Here is an 18,213-nt window from a genome sequence, read left to right as displayed (position 1 = left end):
ACTATTCCACGGTCACGCTCTTGGCCAGGTTCCGGGGCTGGTCCACGTCCCGGCCCAGGAGTACCGCCACCTCGTAGGCGAGGAGCTGGAGGGGCACCACGCTCACGATGGGGGCGAGGAGGGGGTGGACCTCGGGTACGTAAATCACGTCCTGGACGAGCTTCTTGATCTCCTCGTCCCCTTCCGTGGCCACGGCGATCACCCTGCCCCCCCGGGCCCGTACCTCTTGGATGTTGGAGAGGGTCTTCTCGTAAAGGGGCCCCTGGGTGGCCAGGACCACCACGGGAAGGTGCTCGTCAATGAGGGCGATGGGGCCGTGCTTCATCTCCCCGGCGGGGTAGGCCTCGGCGTGGATGTAGCTGATCTCCTTGAGCTTTAAGGCCCCCTCGTGGGCGGTGGGGGCTTGCACGTGGCGGCCCAGGAAGAGGAAGTCCTGGGCCTGGTGGTACTTTTCGGCGATGTGGGCCACGAGGGGCCGCTTCTCCAGGGCCTCCTCCACCAGGCGGGGGAGCTTGCGCATCTCCCGGATGAGGGCCTGGGCCGCCTCCCGGGAGAGGGTGCCCCGTCCCCGGCCAAAGCGCACCGCCAAAAGGGCCATGGCCGCCAGCATAGCGGTGTAGGCCTTGGTGGAGGCCACGCCGATCTCGGGCCCAGCGTGGATGTAAAGCACCTCCTCCACCTCCCGGGTGATGCTGGAGCCCTTGGCGTTGATAACCCCCAGGGTGCGGGCCCCCTTGGCCTTGGCCTCGCGGACGCCCTCCAGGGTGTCAATGGTCTCCCCGGACTGGCTGATGGCGATGGCCAGGGTCTTCCCGTCCACCACGGGGTCGCGGTAGCGGTACTCGCTCGCCACCTCCCATTCGGCGGGGAGGCGGGCCAGGATTTCCATGAGGTACTTGCCGTACCAGCCAGCGTAGGCGGCGGTGCCGCAGGCGAGGAACTGGACCCTTTCCACCTCCCTTGGGTCCAGGGCGAGGCCGAGCTCCACATCCCCTTCCTCCTCCCAAAGGCGCCCCCCCAGGGTGTTTTCCAGGACCCAAGGTTGCTCGTAGATTTCCTTGAGCATGTAGTGGGGGAAGCCGCCCTTTTCCGCCGCCTCGAGGGTCCAGTCCACCTCCACCACTTCCCGCGCCACCGCTTTCCCGGAAAGGTCGGTGATCTCCACCCCCTCCCGGGTCAAGCGCACCAGGTCGCCGTCGTGGAGGAAGATGACCCGGCGCGTGTAGGGGAGGAGGGCGGGTACGTCCGAGGCCAGGAAGTTCTCCCCTTCGCCCAGGCCCACCACCAGGGGGCTCACCGTGCGGGCGGCCACGATCTCCTCGTGGTCGCTGTGGGCCACCACCACGGCGTAGGCCCCCCGCACCTCCTTCAAGGCTTCCCGCAGGGCCTGGAAGAGGTCGCCCCGGTACTTCTCCTCAATGAGGTGGGCCAGGACCTCGCTATCCGTTTCCGAGGCGAAGCGGTGCCCCCGGGCCAGGAGGGCCTCCTTGAGCTCCAGGTAGTTCTCAATGATGCCGTTATGGATCACGGCGATTTTGCCGTCCTCCGTGGTGTGGGGGTGGGCGTTGGGGTCGGTGGGGGCCCCGTGGGTGGCCCAGCGGGTGTGGCCGACGCCCAAGGGGCCTTCCAGGCGCTCCTCCTTCAGGAGGGCCTCGAGGGCGGAAAGCTTCCCCGAGCGCTTGGCCACCTTAAGCCCTTCTTCCGTCTTCACCGCCACCCCGGCGGAGTCGTACCCCCGGTACTCCAGGCGCTTTAGGCCGTCCAGCAGAATGTCTGTGGCGTTTCTAAAACCCACGTAGCCGACGATGCCGCACATGAGGCTCCTTAACCTATGGGCAAAGGGGCTGGTTTACCCCCTAGGCGACTTCCTTGCGCCCTGCCCCCCGGTTGTCCCCCCCTCACGGGGGCGGCTTTCCCGGAAGGCTTTGCTCAGGCGGGCGGGGCGGGCACACCCCGGGCGGCATCCGCGGATCCCTCGATCTTTCCCGGCCCTTGCCGGTAATCCCCTTGCGGGGTCCGCCACCTCGTGAGGTTCTTCCGAACCCCCTGCGCTTCCCGCCTTCCCAAGACCCATTTCACGCCAGGCTCCCACCTCCCTTCGCGGGAGTATAGCAAACCTAAAGGCGCCAGGGCTTGACAGGGTTTGTGTGAGGCTTTTATGATACCTGCGGATGCGGGGAAAACCGGCTCTTCTAGAGCTTAAGCCCTGCATCTAGGGGAAAGGCGGTTCGGAGAGGAAACGCGGAAACTCGCCCGCCCCGCCTTCCCCGAAAACCCTGAAGGGGGTGTACGGGAATATGAAGAAAAGGCTAGTGGTACTTCTGGCAGGGCTTTTGACCGTGCTCTCCATGGGCTTCGGTCTGGCCCAGTTCTCCGACGTGCCCGCTGGGCACTGGGCCAAGGAGGCCGTGGAGAGCCTAGCGGCCAAGGGCATCATCGTGGGCTTCCCTGACGGCACCTACCGGGGGAACGAAACGCTCACCCGCTACCAGGCCGCCCTCATCATCTACCGCCTCCTGCAGCAGATTGAGGAGGAGCTGAAGACCAAGGGCGAGTCCCCCACCATGGAGGCCATGTCCTCCGAGGACCTGGAGGCCCTGAAGAACGCTGTGCAGGAGCTCGCCGCTGAGCTCGCCGCCTTGGGCGTGCGGGTTTCCGCCCTCGAGGACAGCGCCGCCACCAAGGAGGACATCGCCCGCCTCGAGGCCATGATTGAGGAGCTCAAGGCCCAGCCGGCCCCTGAGCCCGGCATGGACCAGGCCGCCCTCCAGGACCTGGCCGACCGGGTGGAGGCCGCCTCCATCGCCGCCGACACCGCCCTGGCCCAGGCCCAGCAGCTGGCCGAGCAACTGGACGCCTTGGCCAAGGACGTGGAGGGCGTGAAGGGCGACGTGGCCGCCCTTCAAACCCAGGTGGAGGCCAACGCCCAGGCCATCCAGGCCCTGAACGAGCTCGCCGTCCTCCTCAACCAGGACGTGCTGGCCCTTCAGGACCGGGTCACCGCCCTGGAGAAGGGCCTGGCCGACCTCCAGGGGGCTGATGTTGAACAGTTTGCCTCCAAGGAGGACGTGGCCGCTGTCCAGGAGTTCGCCGCCGCCCTCCGCTCTGACCTGGTGGGGCTTTCCGAGAAGGTGGGGGCCCTCACCGAGCGGGTTTCCGGCCTCGAGGGGCAACTCAAAGAACTCTCCAAGGTGCAGTACTCCATCTCCGGCAGCCTTACCGCCACGGCGGGCTTGCGGTACTTCACCCAGGGTAGCACGGCCTTTGACTGGGACCGTCTCTTCCCGGGGAGCGTCTTCTCCACGGGGCAGTTCGGCAGTGCCTCTTACGCTTCTAGCAGGGTTGCTTTGGAGGAAGGGGCTGACAACCTCTTCCGCGGGAATGCCACGCTGACCCTAGGGGTGAAGAACAACACTCCCGCCGCTACCGGTGTGGCGGTGAGCGAGGCTTCTGCCGCCTTTGGGGTGCGGGTCTACGACACGAGCCTCGTTCCTACCCCTACCGTGCGTCTGGATGCGGTGAGCGTGAAGGGTGAGGTGGACGGCCAGCCCTTCAGCGTGGCCTATAGCCGGGTGGCGAGCAAGTTCAAGTTCAACGACTACCTCTTCGCCAACGACGCCGAGGGCGGTGTTGCCCACTACCGCCAGGGCGTGGTGGCCACCTTCTCGGGCACCAACCTGCCCTTTAGCCCTGAAGTCACCCTCGTGGGGGGTGTGGCGGGGCCGGGCTCTCCGGCGGACGCAGCGCCTGCCATCAACGGCAACTACTTCGGCATTCGCACGGTGCTCAAGCCCCTCCAGGGCGCAAGCCTTGGCCTGAACTACGCCCTCAACGTGGGTATCCGCTCCGCCATTGGGGCCGATGCCAGCCTGGAGCTTGGCCCTGCCAAGCTCTCCGGGCTCTGGGTGAGCTCCAAGACCCTGGGCCTCGGCGAACCCTTCACCGCCTACTTTGACAGGAACCGCTCCAGCTGGGCCTACTACGGCGAGGCCGAGGTGAACCTGGGCTCCGTGAACCTCTCCGCCAACTACCGGGCCGTGGACACCGAGTACGCCGACGGCCAGGCCAGCATGTCCGAGAACGAGGACGCCAACTACTACGGCGAGAATATCTCCACGGTCCCCTACGGCTACGACACCCGGGGCTTCGGCGTGGAGGCCAAGGCCAGCGTGGGCCCGGTGGGGGTGGAGGCTTACCTGGACAGCGCCCGGGGCTACAACGACGCTGCCAACTCCAATACCAACGACATCGCCTTCGGCCTTGCGGCCAAGGTTTCCCTCTTCCGCGGCTTCAGCCTCACGGGCTACTTCAACCGGGCTTGCGACAACGCCACCAGCCCCACCGCCTTCGGCTGCACGGGCGGTACCCAGAGGGACTTCTTGAATTCTGGCTCGGATTACTTCCTCAACAACCCTACCCAGCGCTACTCCTCCAGCTTCGGCGCCCGCTTGGAGCACAAGGCCGACGCCGAGGATGCCCTGATCAAGGGGCTTTCCGTGGTGGCCCAGTACACCCGCTTCACCGTGAGCAACCACAACGACTTCCAGGTGGCCGCCTTCTTCGCCCAGCCCATGGCCCTTGGCCCCATCAAGGCTCAGCCTGGGGTCCGCTTCCACTACTTTGACGATGGTACTGGCGGCGGCAACCTGGACTACAGCGCCCTTAAGGCGGGCGTGCGGCTCAGCACCGACCCCTTGGCCCTGCCCTTCAAGCCAAGCTTGAGCGCCGACGCTGCTTACCGCTCCACCCGCTTTGGCGGCGGTGCCCGCGCGGGCGAGGTCTACGGCCGGGCTGGGCTCACCCTGAATGAGCTCTTCGCTCCTGGCCTCAGCTTCACCGTGGCGGGGGCCATCTACGGGGCTTGGAACGTGGCCCAGGGTGCGGGGGGTCTCATCACCGTGGGCGCTGGGGAGAACGCCTTCTCCTACGACCGCGACCGCCTCTTCGCCAGCCCGGGTGGCACGGGTGCTCCCACGGCTTCCTTCGGCAGCAACTCGGGCTCTGTGGAAGGCCTCTACGGGGAGCTTAAGTACTACGACCTCTCTGTGGCGGGCGGTTACTTCCGCCTCCGCCAGGGCCAGGCCAACTCCCCCTTCGGGGGCACGGTGGACACCGTGGCCAAGGCCTTCCGTGTGAGCTACACCGTGAAGTTCTAAGGGCTCCTTGGGCCCTTCCCCCCGCCCCTGGGCGGGGGGTTTTCCTTTGCCCTAAACTAAGGGGATGACCTTCCGCTACCGGGGTCCCGAACCCAAGGGGGACCAGCCCAAGGCCATCGGGGAGCTGGTGGCAGCTTTAAGAGATGGAGAGCGCTACCTGACCCTCCTCGGGGCCACGGGCACGGGGAAGACGGTGACCATGGCCAAGGTCATAGAGGCCCTGGGCCGCCCCGCCTTGGTCCTCGCCCCCAACAAGATCCTGGCGGCGCAGCTCGCCGCGGAGTTCCGGGAGCTTTTCCCGGAGAACGCCGTGGAGTACTTCATCAGCTACTACGACTACTACCAGCCCGAGGCCTACGTGCCGGGGAAGGACCTCTACATAGAGAAGGACGCCAGCATCAACCCCGAGATTGAGCGCTTAAGGCACTCCACCACCCGAAGCCTCCTCACCCGGCGGGACGTGATCGTGGTGGCCTCGGTTTCCGCCATTTACGGCCTGGGGGATCCCAGGGAGTACCGGGCGCGGAACCTGGTGGTGGAGCGGGGGGCGGTCTACCCGCGGGAGGCGCTCTTGGAGCGCCTCTTAGAGCTGGGCTACCAGCGGAACGATATAGACCTTGCCCCCGGGCGCTTTCGGGCCAAGGGGGAGATCCTGGAGATCTTCCCCGCCTATGACACCGAGCCCATCCGGGTGGAGCTATGGGGCGACGAGGTGGAGCGCATCAGCCAGGTCCACCCCGTCACCGGGGAAAGGCTTCGGGATCTTCCCGGCTTCGTGCTTTTCCCCGCCACCCACTACCTCTCCCCGGAGGGCCTCGAGGAGATCCTGAAGGAAATAGAAAAGGAGCTCTGGGAAAGGGTCCGCTACTTTGAGGAGCGGGGAGAGCCCCTCTACGCCCAGCGCCTCAAGGAGCGCACCCTTTACGACCTGGAGATGCTCCGGGTCATGGGCACCTGCCCGGGGGTGGAGAACTACGCCCGCTACTTCACGGGCAAGGCCCCGGGGGAGCCCCCTTACACCCTTTTGGACTACTTCCCCGAGGACTTTCTGGTCTTCCTGGACGAGTCCCACGTCACCGTGCCCCAGCTCCAGGGCATGTACCGGGGGGACTACGCCCGCAAGAAAACCCTGGTGGACTACGGCTTCCGCCTGCCCAGCGCCCTGGACAACCGCCCCTTGCGCTTTGAGGAGTTCTTGGAACGGGTTTCCCAGGTGGTTTTCGTCTCCGCCACCCCGGGGCCCTTTGAGCTAGAACATTCGGGCCGCGTGGTGGAGCAGATCATCCGTCCCACGGGGCTCCTGGACCCCTTGGTGGTGGTGAAGCCCACGGAGAACCAGATCCTGGACCTCATGGAGGGCATCCGGGAACGGGCGCAAAGGGGCGAGCGCACCCTGGTCACGGTGCTCACGGTGCGCATGGCGGAGGAGCTCACGAGCTTTCTGGTGGAGCACGGCATCCGCGCCCGCTACCTCCACCACGAGCTGGACGCCTTTGAGCGCCAGGCCCTGGTCCGCGACCTCCGGCTAGGCCACTACGACTGCCTGGTGGGGATCAACCTTCTGAGGGAGGGGCTGGATATCCCCGAGGTCTCCTTGGTGGCCATCCTGGACGCCGACAAGACGGGCTTCCTAAGGAGCGAGCGAAGCCTCATCCAGACCATCGGCCGGGCGGCGCGGAACGCCCGAGGGGAGGTCTGGCTCTACGCCGACCAGGTGTCCGAGGCCATGGAAAGGGCCATCGCCGAGACCAACCGCAGGCGGGCCATCCAGGAGGCCTACAACCGGGAGCACGGCATCGTGCCCCAAACGGTGCGGAAGGAGGTGCGGGCGGTGATCCGCCCCGAGGGGTACGAGGAGGCCCCCCTGGAGGAAGGGCTTCCGGCGGAGGACCTTAAGGAGCGCATCGCCGAGCTGGAGCTCGCCATGTGGCAGGCGGCGGAGAGCCTGGACTTTGAGCGGGCGGCCCGGCTTAGGGATGAGCTTCGGGCCCTCGAGGCCCGCCTCCAGGGCCTCAGGACCCCTGAGCCGGTGCCGGGGAAAAAGCGGCGTAGGCGGCGCCCTTGACGCTTAGGGGGGAGCCTGGTATAGTGCTCCTTGCGGCCGGTCCGCGGTAGCTCAGCTGGTAGAGCGGCCGGCTGTTAACCGGTTGGTCGCAGGTTCGAGTCCTGCCCGCGGAGCCAGGTGGGGGCCTTCGGGCCCCCTGGGTCTTTTATTTGGGGAGAGGAGGGGGTATAATCTTCCCTCGTGCGGCCTGCCGGGCCCGGAAAGGAGGTGAAGATGCGCAGGTACGAGGTGAACATCATCCTTAACCCCAGCCTGGACCAAAGCCAGCTCGCCCTGGAGAAGGAGATCATCGGGAGGGCCCTCGAGGCCTTTGGGGCGCAGGTGCTGAAGGTGGAGGAATGGGGGGTGCGGCGCCTGGCCTACCCCATCGCCAAGGACCCCCAAGGGTATTTCCTCTTCTACCAGGTGGAGATGCCCGAGGACCGGGTGAACGACCTAGCCCGGGAACTCCGCATCCGCGACAACGTGCGCCGGGTCATGGTGGTTAAGGCCCAGGAGCCCCTCCTTAGCAAGGCGTAAACTTTTGACATGGCAAGAGGCCTGAACCGCGTATACCTCATCGGCTCCCTCACCTCCCGGCCCGACATGCGCTACACCCCGGGGGGGCTCGCCATCCTGGAGCTCAACCTGGCCGGGCAGGACACCCTTTGGGACGAGTCCGGCCAGGAGCGGGAACTCCCCTGGTACCACCGGGTGCGGCTTCTGGGCCGCCAGGCGGAGATGTGGGGGGATGTTTTGGAGAAGGGCCAGCTCCTCTTCGTGGAGGGAAGGCTGGAATACCGCCAGTGGGAGCGGGACGGGGAGAAGCGGAGCGAGCTCCAGGTGCGGGCCGACTTCATTGACCCCTTGGACGCCCGCGGGCGGGAAACCCAGGAGGACGCCCGCAACCAGCCCAGGCTCCGCCACGCCCTGAACCAGGTGGTCCTCATGGGCAACCTCACCCGCGACGCCGAGCTCCGCTACACCCCCCAGGGGACGGCGGTGGCCCGGCTGGGCCTGGCGGTGAACGAGCGCCGCCGGGGGCCGGGGGCCGAGGAGGAAAAAACCCATTTCATAGAGGTTCAGGCCTGGCGCGAACTGGCCGAGTGGGCCGGGGAGCTCAGGAAGGGCGACGGGCTTTTGGTGATCGGCCGTTTGGTGAACGACTCCTGGACGAGCTCCAGCGGGGAAAGGCGCTTCCAGACCCGCGTGGAAGCCCTCCGCTTGGAGCGACCCACCCGTGGGCCTGCCCAGACCGGCGGAAGCAGGCCCCAACCGGTCCAGACGGGTGGGGTGGACATTGACGAGGGACTCGAGGACTTCCCGCCGGAGGAGGATCTGCCGTTTTGAGCACGAAGAACGCTAAACCCACCAAGAAGGAGGCGCAGCGGCGCCCCTCCCGGAAGGCCAAGGTGAAGGCCACCCTGGGAGAGTTTGACCTGAAGGACTACCGGAACGTGGAGGTTCTGAAGCGGTTCCTGTCGGAGACGGGGAAGATCCTTCCCCGCCGCCGCACGGGGCTTTCCGCCAAGGAGCAGCGGATCCTGGCCAAGACCATCAAGCGGGCCAGGATCCTGGGGCTTCTTCCCTTCACGGAGAAGCTGGTGCGCAAGTAGGGGGTGGAGATGAAGGTCATCCTGCTGGAACCCCTGGAGAACCTGGGCGACGTGGGCCAGGTGGTGAACGTCAAGCCCGGCTACGCCAAGAACTACCTCCTTCCCCGGGGCCTGGCGGTCTTGGCCACGGAGAGCAACCTGAAGGCCCTGGAGGCCAAGATCCGCGCCCAGGCCAAGCGCCTGGCGGAGCGCAAGGCGGAAGCGGAGCGGCTTAAGGAGATCCTGGAAAACCTCACCCTCACCATCCCGGTGCGGGCGGGGGAGAACAAGATCTACGGCTCCGTGACCGCCAAGGACATCGCCGAGGCCCTGGCCCGCCAGCACGGCATCACCATTGACCCCAAGCGCCTCGCCCTGGAGCGGCCCATCAAGGAACTCGGGGAGTATGTCCTCACCTACAAGCCCCACCCCGAGGTGCCCATCCAGCTCAAGGTGAGCGTGGTGGCCCAGTAGGGGCGAAGCCCGGCAGGCCGCAGGGCGGGGGAAGCCCCGCCCTTTAGCTTTGTAGCCAGGCTGGGCCGAGCTCCTCGAGGCGGGCCACCCCCATGAGGGCCAAGGTGAGCTCCACCTCCGCCAGGAAGTGGTCCAAGAGGGCCCCCACCCCTTCCTCCCCCTTCAGGGCCAGGGCGTAGACGTAGGGCCGCCCCAGCCCCACCGCCTTGGCCCCCAGGGCCAGGGCTTTGACCGCGTCCGCCCCGGTGCGGACGCCGCTATCCATCAGAACGGGGACCTTGCCCTCGGCCGCTTCCACCGCCAGGGGAAGGGCCTTTAGGGCGGCTATGCTCCCGTCCACCTGCCGCCCTCCGTGGTTTGAGACGTAGACCCCGTCCACCCCGAGGGCCACCGCCTTGGCCACGTCCTCGGGGTGGAGGAGGCCCTTGAGGAGGAGGGGAAGGGAAGTGGCCTCCCGCACCCGGCGCACCTCCTCCCAGGAGAGCTCGGGGAAGGAGTAGGTGGCCACGAAGCGGCGCACCGCCTTTTGCATCTGGGTGAGGCTTAGGCCGAAGCGCCTCCCCGTCCGCCGGAGGGCGAGGAGGTTCTTGAGGAGGGCCAAGGTGGGCCTGGGGCGCAGGGCAGGCCCCTCCAGGGGTTCTTCCAAGGCCCTTAGGAAGGCGGGGTCGGTGAGGTAGATGGCCAGGCCCTGCCCCTTGAGGAAGGGGAGGTGGCCTAGGGCGAGGTCCCTAGGGCGCCAGCCGAGCTGCACCGTGTCCACGGTGAGGACCACCCCGGCGCACCCTGCTTGCTCCGCCCGCCGGAGGAAGCTTTCCACCACCCGGGGGTCGGTGGAGTGGTAGAGCTGGAAGAAGACCAGGGCCTCGGGGTTCACCCCTTTGGCGGCTTCCACCACCCGCTCCAAGGGTGGGAGGCCTGGTTGGAGACCATGAGGGGGATTCCCCTCCGGGCCGCGGCCCGTGCCGCCGCCAGCTCCGCCTGGGGGTGGGCGAGTTCCAAAACGCCGATGGGGGCGAGGAAGAGGGGGGCGGACCAGGTCTTGTGCCAAAGGATGGTTTTGAGGTCCGGGGGCGGGACCCCCCGGAGCATCCTGGGCCAGAGGGCGATCTCGGTGAAGGCCTTTCGGTTTTGCACCATGGTGGCCTCCGCGCCCGCCCCGCCCGCCACGTAGGCGAAGGCCTCGGGGGACATGCGCTTTTTCGCCGCCTCCTCCAGGGCCTCGGGGTGCAGGGGCAAAGGCGGCCTTTCCCCCAGGAAGCCCCGCAGGTAGATGGCCTGTTGCACGCTTCTTCCCCACATGGGTTTGCCCGGATTATACTCCGTCCAATGGAAGGCAAGTGCTCATCACCGGGGCGCAGACTTGACCTATATGCGGCTCCTGGAGTAAAGAGGGGGCATGACCCTGCGCGAAGCCCTGTCCCAGATCCCCGACCCCCGGGCCCGCAACCGGCAGTACCCCCTTTGGGGCCTCCTGGCCCTCATCCTGGTGGCTTTTCTTTCCCGCGTGGACTCCCTGAGGGGCGTGGAACGCTTCGCCCGCGCCAACCCCCACCTCTTGCCCCACCTGGGCCTGCGCAAGGCCCCAGGCCACACCGCCATCACCCTTCTCCTTCACCGCCTGGATCCTGAAAAGCTCCAAGCGGCCCTCCTCCAGGTCTTCCCCGAAGCCGACCTTGGGGAAGTCCTGGTGGTAGACGGGAAGCACCTGCGGGGAAGCGGCAAGGGGAAAAGCGCCCAGGTGAAGCTGGTGGAGGTCCTGGCCCTGCACCTCCATACCACCCTGGCCCAGCCCGGGCGGAGGGGAGGGAGGACCAAGCCCTTTTGGAGCTCCTGGACCGCCTGGGGGCGGAGGGGCTCAAGGGGAAGGTGGTGGTGGGGGACGCGGGGTACCTGTACCCGGAGTTAGCGGGGAAGGTGGTGCAAAAAGGGGGGCGTACCTCTTTGTCCTGAAGGCTAACCAGGGGGAACTTTTGGAGTGGGCCTTGGAGGTGTTCAAGGGCATGGAGGAGAGGCGGCTTCCTGGCGAGACCGAGGCGGTGTGGAATCTGGTGCGGGATGGGGAGGTGTGGACCTACCGGGTTTGGGCTTCCCCCTACCTGCCGGAAGAGGTGCGGGCCTTCCCTGGGGCCAGGCAGGTGGTGCGGATGGAGCGGGAGGTGAGGCACAAGGGGACGGGGGAGGTGCGGCGGACGGTGAGCTACGCCCTCACCAGCTTGGGGCCGGAGGTGGCGGAGGCGAGGCGGCTTGGGGAGCTTCTCCTTTACCGGTGGGAGGTAGAGAACCGGTCCTTTTGGGTACGGGACGTTCTCCTCCACGAGGATGCCTGCCAGGTGCGGGGGGTGGGGGCACAGGTCTTGGCGGCCCTCCGGGCCTTTCTGGTCTCCATGCTTCACCGCCAAGGGGTCAGGGAGAAGAAGGCGGCCTTGGAGGCCTTCTCCTTCAACCCCCTCTCCGCCCTGCGCTTCCTGGGGCTCTATGCGGTATAGCGGTCAAGTTGCACCGGGCGGAAGCGGCATCGGCCGGGCCACGGCGAGGCTTCTTTGCCAAAGGGGCTATCGCGTCTACGGCGGGGTGCGGCGGGAGGAGGAGGCGGAGGCCCTAAGGGCGGAGGGGATCACCCCCCTTCTCCTGGACGTGACCCGGGAGGAGGACCTGGCGAGGGCCCGGGAGGCCTTGCAGGAGGGGCTCTATGGCCTCTTGGCCAACGCCGGCGTGGCGGTGGCTGGGCCCTTGGAGCTTGTGCCCGTGGCTGCTTTTCGCGAGGCTCTGGAGGTGAACGTCCTCGGGGCCTTCGCCACGGTGAAGGCCTTTTTGCCCTCCTTGCGCCAAAGCCGGGGGCGGGTGGTCCTCATGGGCTCGGTCTCGGGCCTGGTGGCCCTGCCCCTCATGGGGCCCTACGCCGCCAGCAAGTTCGCCCTCGAGGCCCTGGCGGACGCCCTCAGGGTGGAGCTTTCCCCTTTTGGCGTCCGGGTTTCCCTCATTGAGCCCGGCTCCGTGGCCACCCCCATCTGGGAGCGCTCCCTAAAGCGGGCCGAGGCCTACCTGGAACCCCCTCCCCCGGGCACCGAAGGGGTTTATGGCCGCTATCTGGAGGTGGCCCGGCGGCTAGCGGAAAGGAACGCCCAAAGGGGCCTTCCCCCCGAGAGGGTGGCGGAGGCGGTGCTGAAGGCCCTGGAGAGCCCGAACCCCAAGGCCCGCTACCTGGTGGCCCACCCGGCCCGCATCCGGGAAACCCTTCTTTTGAGGCTCCTTCCCGCCCCCTGGCGGGACCGCCTCATCGCCCGCTTCCTCTCGTAGTGTGCCCTGGGCCTTGGGCCCTTGGGGGCTTCGGGGGTATCCTTAGGGACGTGGAGTTCCGGGTGGAAGACCTCGGCCTGGTGCCTTACGGGGAGGCCTGGGCCTACCAGAAGGCGGTGCACCGGGAGGTGGTGGCGGGGAAGCGTCCCCCCACCCTCCTCCTCCTGGAGCACCCCCGGGTCATCACCTTAGGCCGCAAGGCCACGGGGGAGAACCTCCTCTTTCCCGAGGGTTGGTACCGGGAAAGCGGCTTTGAGCTCTACTGGGTGGAGCGGGGCGGGGACGTGACCTACCACGGCCCAGGGCAGCTGGTGGGCTACCCCATCTTCCCCGTGGGGCGGGAGGTGCGCCGCTTCCTGCGGCAGATTGAGGAGGCTATCGTCCGGGTGGCCCGGGCCTACGGCATCGCGGCCTACCCCACCCCCGGGTACGCCGGGGTCTGGGTGGGGGAGGATAAGCTTTGCGCCATCGGGGTGGCGGTGAAGGAGGGGGTGAGCTTCCACGGCTTCGCCCTGAACGTCTCCACCGACCTCAACGACTTCAGCGTCATCGTCCCCTGCGGCCTAAAGGGTAAGGGGGTCACCTCCTTGGAAAGGCTTTTGCGGCGGAAGGTGCCCATGGAGGAGGCCAAGGCCAAGGTGGTGGAGGCCTTCGCCGAGGTGTTCGGCCTGGTGCCCAGGTGGGAGAGGAACGCGAGCCATGAAGCCCAAGTTTGAGGTGGTGGAGCTTTTGGCCCCCTCGGGGGAGGTGGTGGAGCTCAAGGTGGTGAAGCGGGGCCTGGCCCAGGCCCGGCCCGAGCCCGTGGACCGGAACAAGCCCGCTTGGCTTCGCGCCACCTTGCCCACGGGGGCCAAGTACCAAGCCCTGAAGCGCACGGTGGAGGAGCTGAGGCTTCACACCGTGTGCCAGGAGGCCCTATGCCCCAACGTGGGGGAGTGCTGGACCCACGGCACCCTCACGGTGATGATCCTGGGGGATATCTGCACCCGGGCCTGCAAGTTCTGCGCCGTGCACACGGGGAACCCCAGGGGCCTGGTGGACCTCGAGGAGCCCAGGCGGGTGGCGGAGGCCATCGCCCGGCTCGGCATCCGCTATGTGGTCCTCACCAGCGTGGACCGGGACGACCTGCCCGATGGGGGGGCCGCCCACTTCGCCGCCACCATCCGGGCCATCAAGGAGAGGGCGCCTGGGGTCCTGGTGGAGGCCCTCACCCCCGACTTCCAAGGGGACCTGAAGGCGGTGGAAACGGTTTTGGATGCGGGCCCTGAGGTCTACGCCCAGAACCTGGAAACGGTGCGCCGCCTCACCCCCAAGGTGCGGGACCCCCGGGCGGGGTACGATCAGACCCTAAAGGTCCTGGCCCACGCCAAGCGGTACAGGCCCCAGGTCCTCACCAAGTCCAGCCTGATGCTGGGCTTAGGGGAGACGGAGGAGGAGATCTTGGAGGCCATGCGGGACCTCCGGGCGGCGGGGGTGGACATCCTCACCTTGGGCCAGTACCTGCGGCCCACCCCGGCCCACCTGCCCGTGGAGCGTTACGTGCCCCCCGAGGACTTCAAGAAGTACGAGGCCTGGGGGTACGGGCTCGGCTTCAAGGAGGTCTTTTCCGGGCCCTTGGTGCGAAGCTCCTACCGGGCGGACCGGGTCTTCCTCGAGGCCACCTCCCGGTAAAATCCCGCCGTGGAAAAGCCTTCCCCCTACCTCTTCCTCCTGGACCTTCTGGCCCTCCTCCTCTTCGCCGCCTTGGGGCTTCTTTCCCACGGCCAGGCGGTGACCCTGGCGGGCCTTGCCCGCAACGTCCTCCCGGTGCTTTTCGTCTGGATGCTCCTTTCCCCCTTCCTCGGCACCTACCGGAGGCCCAGCTGGCGCAACCTCCTCCTCACCTGGCTCCTCGCCTTCCCCAGCGGGCTATGGCTTCGGCAGATGGTCCTTGGGGGGAGCTTCGGGCTGGGGTTTTTCGTCTTCCTGGGGGTGGCCATGGCCTTTAGCCTCATCTTCCTCCTCCTCCTCCGAGGCCTCGCCAAGCTCCTCAGGCTCTGGTAAAAAAGGGGCATGGAGAAGGTGGCCTTCCTCGGGCTTGGGGCCATGGGCTACCCCATGGCGGGGCATCTGGCCAAGCGCTTTCCCACCCTGGTCTGGAACCGGACCTTCGCCAAGGCCCTGCGGCACCAGGAGGAGTTCGGCTCCGAGGCCGTGCCCTTGGAGCGGGTGGCGGAGGCGAAGGTGATCTTCACCTGCCTGCCCACCACCAAGGAGGTGGCGGAGGTGGCGGAGGCCCTCCTGCCCCACCTCAGGCCCGGCGCCTACTGGGTGGACGCCACCAGCGGCGAGCCCGAAGGGAGCCGACGCCTGGCGGAGCGGCTTGGGGAAAGGGGGGTCACTTACCTGGACGCCCCCGTCTCCGGGGGCACGGCGGGGGCGGAGCGGGTACCCTCACGGTGATGATGGGAGGCCCCAAGGAGCGTGGAGCGGGTGAAGCCCTTTTTGGCCTACGCCGGCAAGGTGGTCCACGTGGGCCCCGTGGGGGCGGGGCACGCGGTGAAGGCCATCAACAACGCCCTTTTGGCGGTGAACCTCTGGGCGGCGGGGGAGGGGCTCGTGGCCCTGGTGCGGCAGGGGGTTTCCGCGGAAAAGGCGTTAGAGGTGATCAACGCCTCCAGCGGCCGCTCCAACGCCACGGAGAACCTCATCCCGGAGAGGGTCCTCACCCGGGCCTTCCCCAAGACCTTCGCCCTGGGGCTTTTGGTGAAGGACCTGGGCATCGCCATGGGGGTGCTGGAGGGGGCCAGGGACCCAAGCCCCCTTCTCCGCCTCACCCGGGAGGTCTACGAGATGGCCAAGCGGGAGCTTTCCCCCGAGGCGGACCATGTGGAGGCCTTAAGGCTCCTGGAGCGTTGGGCCGGGGTGGAGATCCGCTAAGGCTAGCGGTTCAGGATGTGGATGGCCTCTTTGTGGAAGGCCTCCGCCGCCTCCATGAGCCCTTCGGAAAGCGTGGGGTGGGCGTGGACGGTGAGGGCCAGGTCGGAGACCGTGGCCGCCATCTCCAGGGCCAAGGTGGCCTCGGCGATGAGCTCCCCCGCCTGGGGGCCCACGATGAAGACGCCAAGGAGGAGGTCCGTTTCCTCGTCCCCCACCACCTTGATGAGCCCCTCCGTGGCCCCCAGGGTGAGGGCCCGGCCGCTGGCGGAAAAGGGGAACTTGCCCACCCTCACCCGGTAGCCCGCCCGCTTGGCCTCCTCCTCCGTGAGGCCCACCCCCGCCCACTCGGGGGAGGTGTAGACCACGCTGGGGATTTGGTAATCAAAGGCGGCGTCCTTGCCGGCGGCGTTCTCCGCGGCCACCAGCCCCTCCTTCATGGCCTTGTGGGCGAGGAGGGGGGGCCGGGCCACGTCCCCGATGGCGTAGACCCCGGGGGCGGTGGTTTCCATCCTGGCGTTCACCTGGACGAAGCCCTTGGCGTCCAGGGCCACGCCCGCTTTTTCCAGGTTCAGGCCCTCGGTGCGGGGCTTGCGGCCCACCGCCACCAGGATCTTGTCCACCACGATCTCTTCCCCCCCGCCTCCCTGGGCGGCCTCGAGGCGCACGTGGAGGCCGTCCTTCTTCTTCTCGTAGCCCACGGCCTTGGTGCCCGTGCGCACCCGGATGCCCTCCTTCTCCAGGGCCCGGCGGAGGAGGGCCGCGGTTTCCGGGTCGCCCGCGGGGAGGATCTCTGGCATGTATTCAATGAGGGTCACCTGGGCCCCTAGGCGGTGGTAGACCTGGCCGAGCTCCAGCCCCACCGCCCCGCCCCCGATCACGAGGAGGCGCCCAGGGATCCCCTCCTCCACCCGCAGGGCCCGGGTGGAGTCCCAGACGTCCTCGCCAAAGGGAAAACCCGGGAGGCTTGCGGGCTCGCTCCCCGTGGCCAGGATGACGCTTTTGGCCCCGTAGCGTTCCCCGTTCACCTCTATTTCCTTGGGCCCGGCAAAGCGGGCGAAGCCCCGCACAAGCTCCACCTTGTTCCCCTTGAGGAGGGTGGCCACCCCCCCGGTGAGCTTCTTCACCACGCTTTCCCGCCAGGAGCCGAGCTTTTTAAGGTCTAGCTCCGGGGCCGCCTTTAGGCCGAAGCCCTCCCCCACCTTGAGGTGGTGCAGGGTTTCCGCGGCGTGGAGGAGGGCCTTGGTGGGAATGCAGCCCACATTCAGGCACACCCCCCCCACCTCGGCGGCCTCCACCGCCAGGACCTTCAGGCCGAGCTGCGCTCCCCTGATGGCGGCGTGGTAACCCCCTGGTCCCGTGCCGATGACGATGAGGTCGTAAGCATCCATGGCGCTATCCTACATTTCCAGAAGGAGGAGGTCGGGGTTTTCCAAAAGCCGGATCACTTCCCGGGTGAAGAGGGCCGCCTCGGCCCCGTCCACCAGGCGGTGGTCAAAGGAGAGGGAGAGGAACATGATGTCCCGCGCCTGGATGGAGCCATCCGGCATAACCCAAGGCCGCTTGCGGATGGAGTGGACGCCCAGGATGGCGGCGTCCGGCAGGTTGATGATGGGGAAGCTCAAGGTGGCCCCCACGGAGCCGATGTTGGTGATGGTGAAGCTGGAGCCCGACACCTCCTCGGGGCTTAGGCGCCCTTCCCGGGCCTTGGCGGAGAGCTCAGCGATGGCCTGGGCCAGTTCCAGGACGCTCTTGCGGTCGGCGTCCCGCACCACGGGCACCACCAGGCCCCGCTCCGTGGCCACCGCCAGGCCGATGTGGTAGTAGCGCTTGTAGACGATTTCCTGCCTTTCCTCGTCCAGGCTGGTGTTGAGCATGGGGTACTTCTTCAGGGCCCGCACCACCGCCTTGACGATGAAGGGCAGGTAGGTGAGCTTGACCCCTTGGGCCTCCGCCTCGGGCTTGAGGCGCTCCCTTAAGGCCACCAGCTCCGTGAGGTCCGCCTCGTCCACGTTGAGGGTGCGCACGGTGTAGAGGTGGCTTTGCCAAAGCCCCTGGGCGATGGCCCGGCGCACGCCCCTTAAGGGCGCGCGCTCCTCCAGGTGCTCGTAGCCCTTGGGCGGGGCGTAGCGGGGGGGTGGGGGAAGGGGGTGGGGGAGGGGGCTTCCTGGGGAGTGGGGGCCGCCTTCTTGGCCGCGTAGGCCCGCACGTCCTCCACCCGCACCCGCCCCAAGGGCCCCGAGCCCGGCACCTCCTCAATGGGGATGCCCAGCTCCCGCGCCAGTTTCCTGGCGGCGGGCACGGCCAGGATCCGGCCTTGGGGCCTGGCCTCCTCCTGGGGCTTGGCCTGGCTCAGGAAGGGGTTTTTCACCGCCACCTGCGTGGGGTCGGGCTTGAAGAGGGAGAGGTCTTCCCTCTCCTCTGGGGTCGGAAGCCCCGGCTCCACGATGGAGCGCTCCTCCACCGCCTGCACCGGGGCCGCCGCCTCGTGGGGTTCGGCGACGAGGGCGATGGGGGCGTGGACCTTCACCACCTCCCCCTCCTTGGCCAGCTTTTTGATGAGGACTCCCTCGTAGGGGGAGGGAAGTTCCACCGTGACCTTGTCCGTCATCACCTCCACGAAGGGCTGGTCCTTTTTGAGGTAGTCCCCTTCCTCCACCAACCACTTGAGGATCTCGCCTTCCACCACGCTTTCGGCGAGCTCGGGCATGAGGATCTCTTTGGGCATAGG

The 18,213-nt window shown here is 67.5% G+C and carries 14 protein-coding genes, 1 tRNA gene and 3 pseudogenes; 14 read left to right on the top strand and 4 right to left on the bottom strand.

Annotation, left to right across the window (positions count from 1 at the left end; genetic code table 11):
• Window position 1 precedes the first annotated feature (1 nt).
• The gene (gene glmS, locus QT17_RS09645) at window positions 2-1,816 is read right to left on the bottom strand and encodes a glutamine--fructose-6-phosphate transaminase (isomerizing) (protein WP_039459524.1); all 1,815 of its coding nucleotides are present in this window, start codon (window positions 1,814-1,816) and stop codon (window positions 2-4) included.
• A gap of 481 nt (window positions 1,817-2,297) precedes the next feature.
• On the opposite strand from glmS, the gene QT17_RS09640 reads away from it, so the two are divergent.
• From QT17_RS09640 to rplI, 7 genes are all read left to right on the top strand, one after another.
• Entirely contained in the window at window positions 2,298-5,156 is a 2,859-nt protein-coding gene (locus QT17_RS09640; protein WP_039459521.1) for an S-layer homology domain-containing protein, read from the top strand.
• A 64-nt stretch (window positions 5,157-5,220) separates the two neighbouring features.
• Window positions 5,221-7,221, top strand: a complete 2,001-nt coding sequence (gene uvrB, locus QT17_RS09635) for an excinuclease ABC subunit UvrB (RefSeq protein ID WP_039459517.1) — start codon at window positions 5,221-5,223, stop codon at window positions 7,219-7,221.
• A 40-nt stretch (window positions 7,222-7,261) separates the two neighbouring features.
• Window positions 7,262-7,337: transfer RNA gene (locus tag QT17_RS09630), tRNA-Asn, on the top strand.
• Window positions 7,338-7,434: 97 nt separating this feature from the next.
• The gene (gene rpsF, locus QT17_RS09625) at window positions 7,435-7,740 is read left to right on the top strand and encodes a 30S ribosomal protein S6 (RefSeq protein WP_039459705.1); all 306 of its coding nucleotides are present in this window, start codon (window positions 7,435-7,437) and stop codon (window positions 7,738-7,740) included.
• A gap of 9 nt (window positions 7,741-7,749) precedes the next feature.
• Window positions 7,750-8,550, top strand: coding sequence for a single-stranded DNA-binding protein (locus tag QT17_RS09620; protein ID WP_039459514.1), 801 nt, complete (start codon window positions 7,750-7,752; stop codon window positions 8,548-8,550).
• Complete coding sequence (gene rpsR / locus QT17_RS09615; RefSeq protein ID WP_039459511.1) at window positions 8,547-8,816, top strand: 30S ribosomal protein S18; 270 nt, start codon at window positions 8,547-8,549, stop codon at window positions 8,814-8,816. Before QT17_RS09620 ends, rpsR begins: the two co-directional genes overlap by 4 nt.
• A 9-nt stretch (window positions 8,817-8,825) precedes the next feature.
• Window positions 8,826-9,269: a 50S ribosomal protein L9 gene (gene rplI, locus QT17_RS09610; protein WP_039459510.1), complete on the top strand. Its 444-nt coding sequence runs from the start codon at window positions 8,826-8,828 to the stop codon at window positions 9,267-9,269.
• A gap of 43 nt (window positions 9,270-9,312) precedes the next feature.
• On the opposite strand, the pseudogene QT17_RS09605 reads toward rplI, so the two are convergent.
• Window positions 9,313-10,460: pseudogene (locus QT17_RS09605) on the bottom strand (alpha-hydroxy-acid oxidizing protein).
• A gap of 205 nt (window positions 10,461-10,665) precedes the next feature.
• Here QT17_RS09605 and QT17_RS14500 point away from each other — a divergent pair.
• From QT17_RS14500 to QT17_RS09570, 7 genes and pseudogenes are all read left to right on the top strand, one after another.
• Entirely contained in the window at window positions 10,666-11,175 is a 510-nt protein-coding gene (locus QT17_RS14500; protein ID WP_235283877.1) for a transposase family protein, read from the top strand.
• Between the two features lie 64 nt (window positions 11,176-11,239).
• A complete protein-coding gene (locus QT17_RS14495) occupies window positions 11,240-11,755 on the top strand; it encodes a hypothetical protein (RefSeq protein ID WP_015716433.1) in 516 nt (171 codons plus the stop codon).
• Window positions 11,745-12,566, top strand: a complete 822-nt coding sequence (locus QT17_RS09590; protein ID WP_039459507.1) for an SDR family NAD(P)-dependent oxidoreductase — start codon at window positions 11,745-11,747, stop codon at window positions 12,564-12,566. Before QT17_RS14495 ends, QT17_RS09590 begins: the two co-directional genes overlap by 11 nt.
• 50 nt (window positions 12,567-12,616) lie before the next feature.
• On the top strand, window positions 12,617-13,282 hold the full coding sequence (gene lipB, locus QT17_RS09585; protein ID WP_152607372.1) for a lipoyl(octanoyl) transferase LipB: 666 nt from the start codon (window positions 12,617-12,619) through the stop codon (window positions 13,280-13,282).
• Entirely contained in the window at window positions 13,266-14,237 is a 972-nt protein-coding gene (gene lipA / locus QT17_RS09580) for a lipoyl synthase (protein ID WP_039459506.1), read from the top strand. The genes lipB and lipA overlap by 17 nt, the downstream gene beginning before the upstream one ends.
• A 9-nt stretch (window positions 14,238-14,246) precedes the next feature.
• Window positions 14,247-14,609 (top strand): DUF3054 domain-containing protein, encoded by a 363-nt coding sequence (locus tag QT17_RS09575; RefSeq protein WP_039459504.1) that lies wholly within the window; start codon window positions 14,247-14,249, stop codon window positions 14,607-14,609.
• A gap of 9 nt (window positions 14,610-14,618) precedes the next feature.
• A pseudogene (locus QT17_RS09570) lies at window positions 14,619-15,485 on the top strand (NAD(P)-dependent oxidoreductase).
• Between the two features lie 2 nt (window positions 15,486-15,487).
• Here QT17_RS09570 and lpdA read toward each other — a convergent pair.
• Together lpdA and QT17_RS09560 are read right to left on the bottom strand one after the other, a co-directional pair.
• Window positions 15,488-16,873 (bottom strand): dihydrolipoyl dehydrogenase, encoded by a 1,386-nt coding sequence (lpdA, locus tag QT17_RS09565; RefSeq protein ID WP_039459501.1) that lies wholly within the window; start codon window positions 16,871-16,873, stop codon window positions 15,488-15,490.
• A 9-nt stretch (window positions 16,874-16,882) separates the two neighbouring features.
• Window positions 16,883-18,210: pseudogene (locus tag QT17_RS09560) on the bottom strand (dihydrolipoamide acetyltransferase family protein).
• Between the last annotated feature and the right edge of the window lie 3 nt (window positions 18,211-18,213).

Source organism: Thermus sp. 2.9, from assembly GCF_000794385.1.
Taxonomy (GTDB): Bacteria; Deinococcota; Deinococci; order Deinococcales; family Thermaceae; genus Thermus; species Thermus thalpophilus.
Note: the sequence above shows the minus strand (reverse complement) of the source record. Positions and strands in the feature narration are given on the sequence as shown.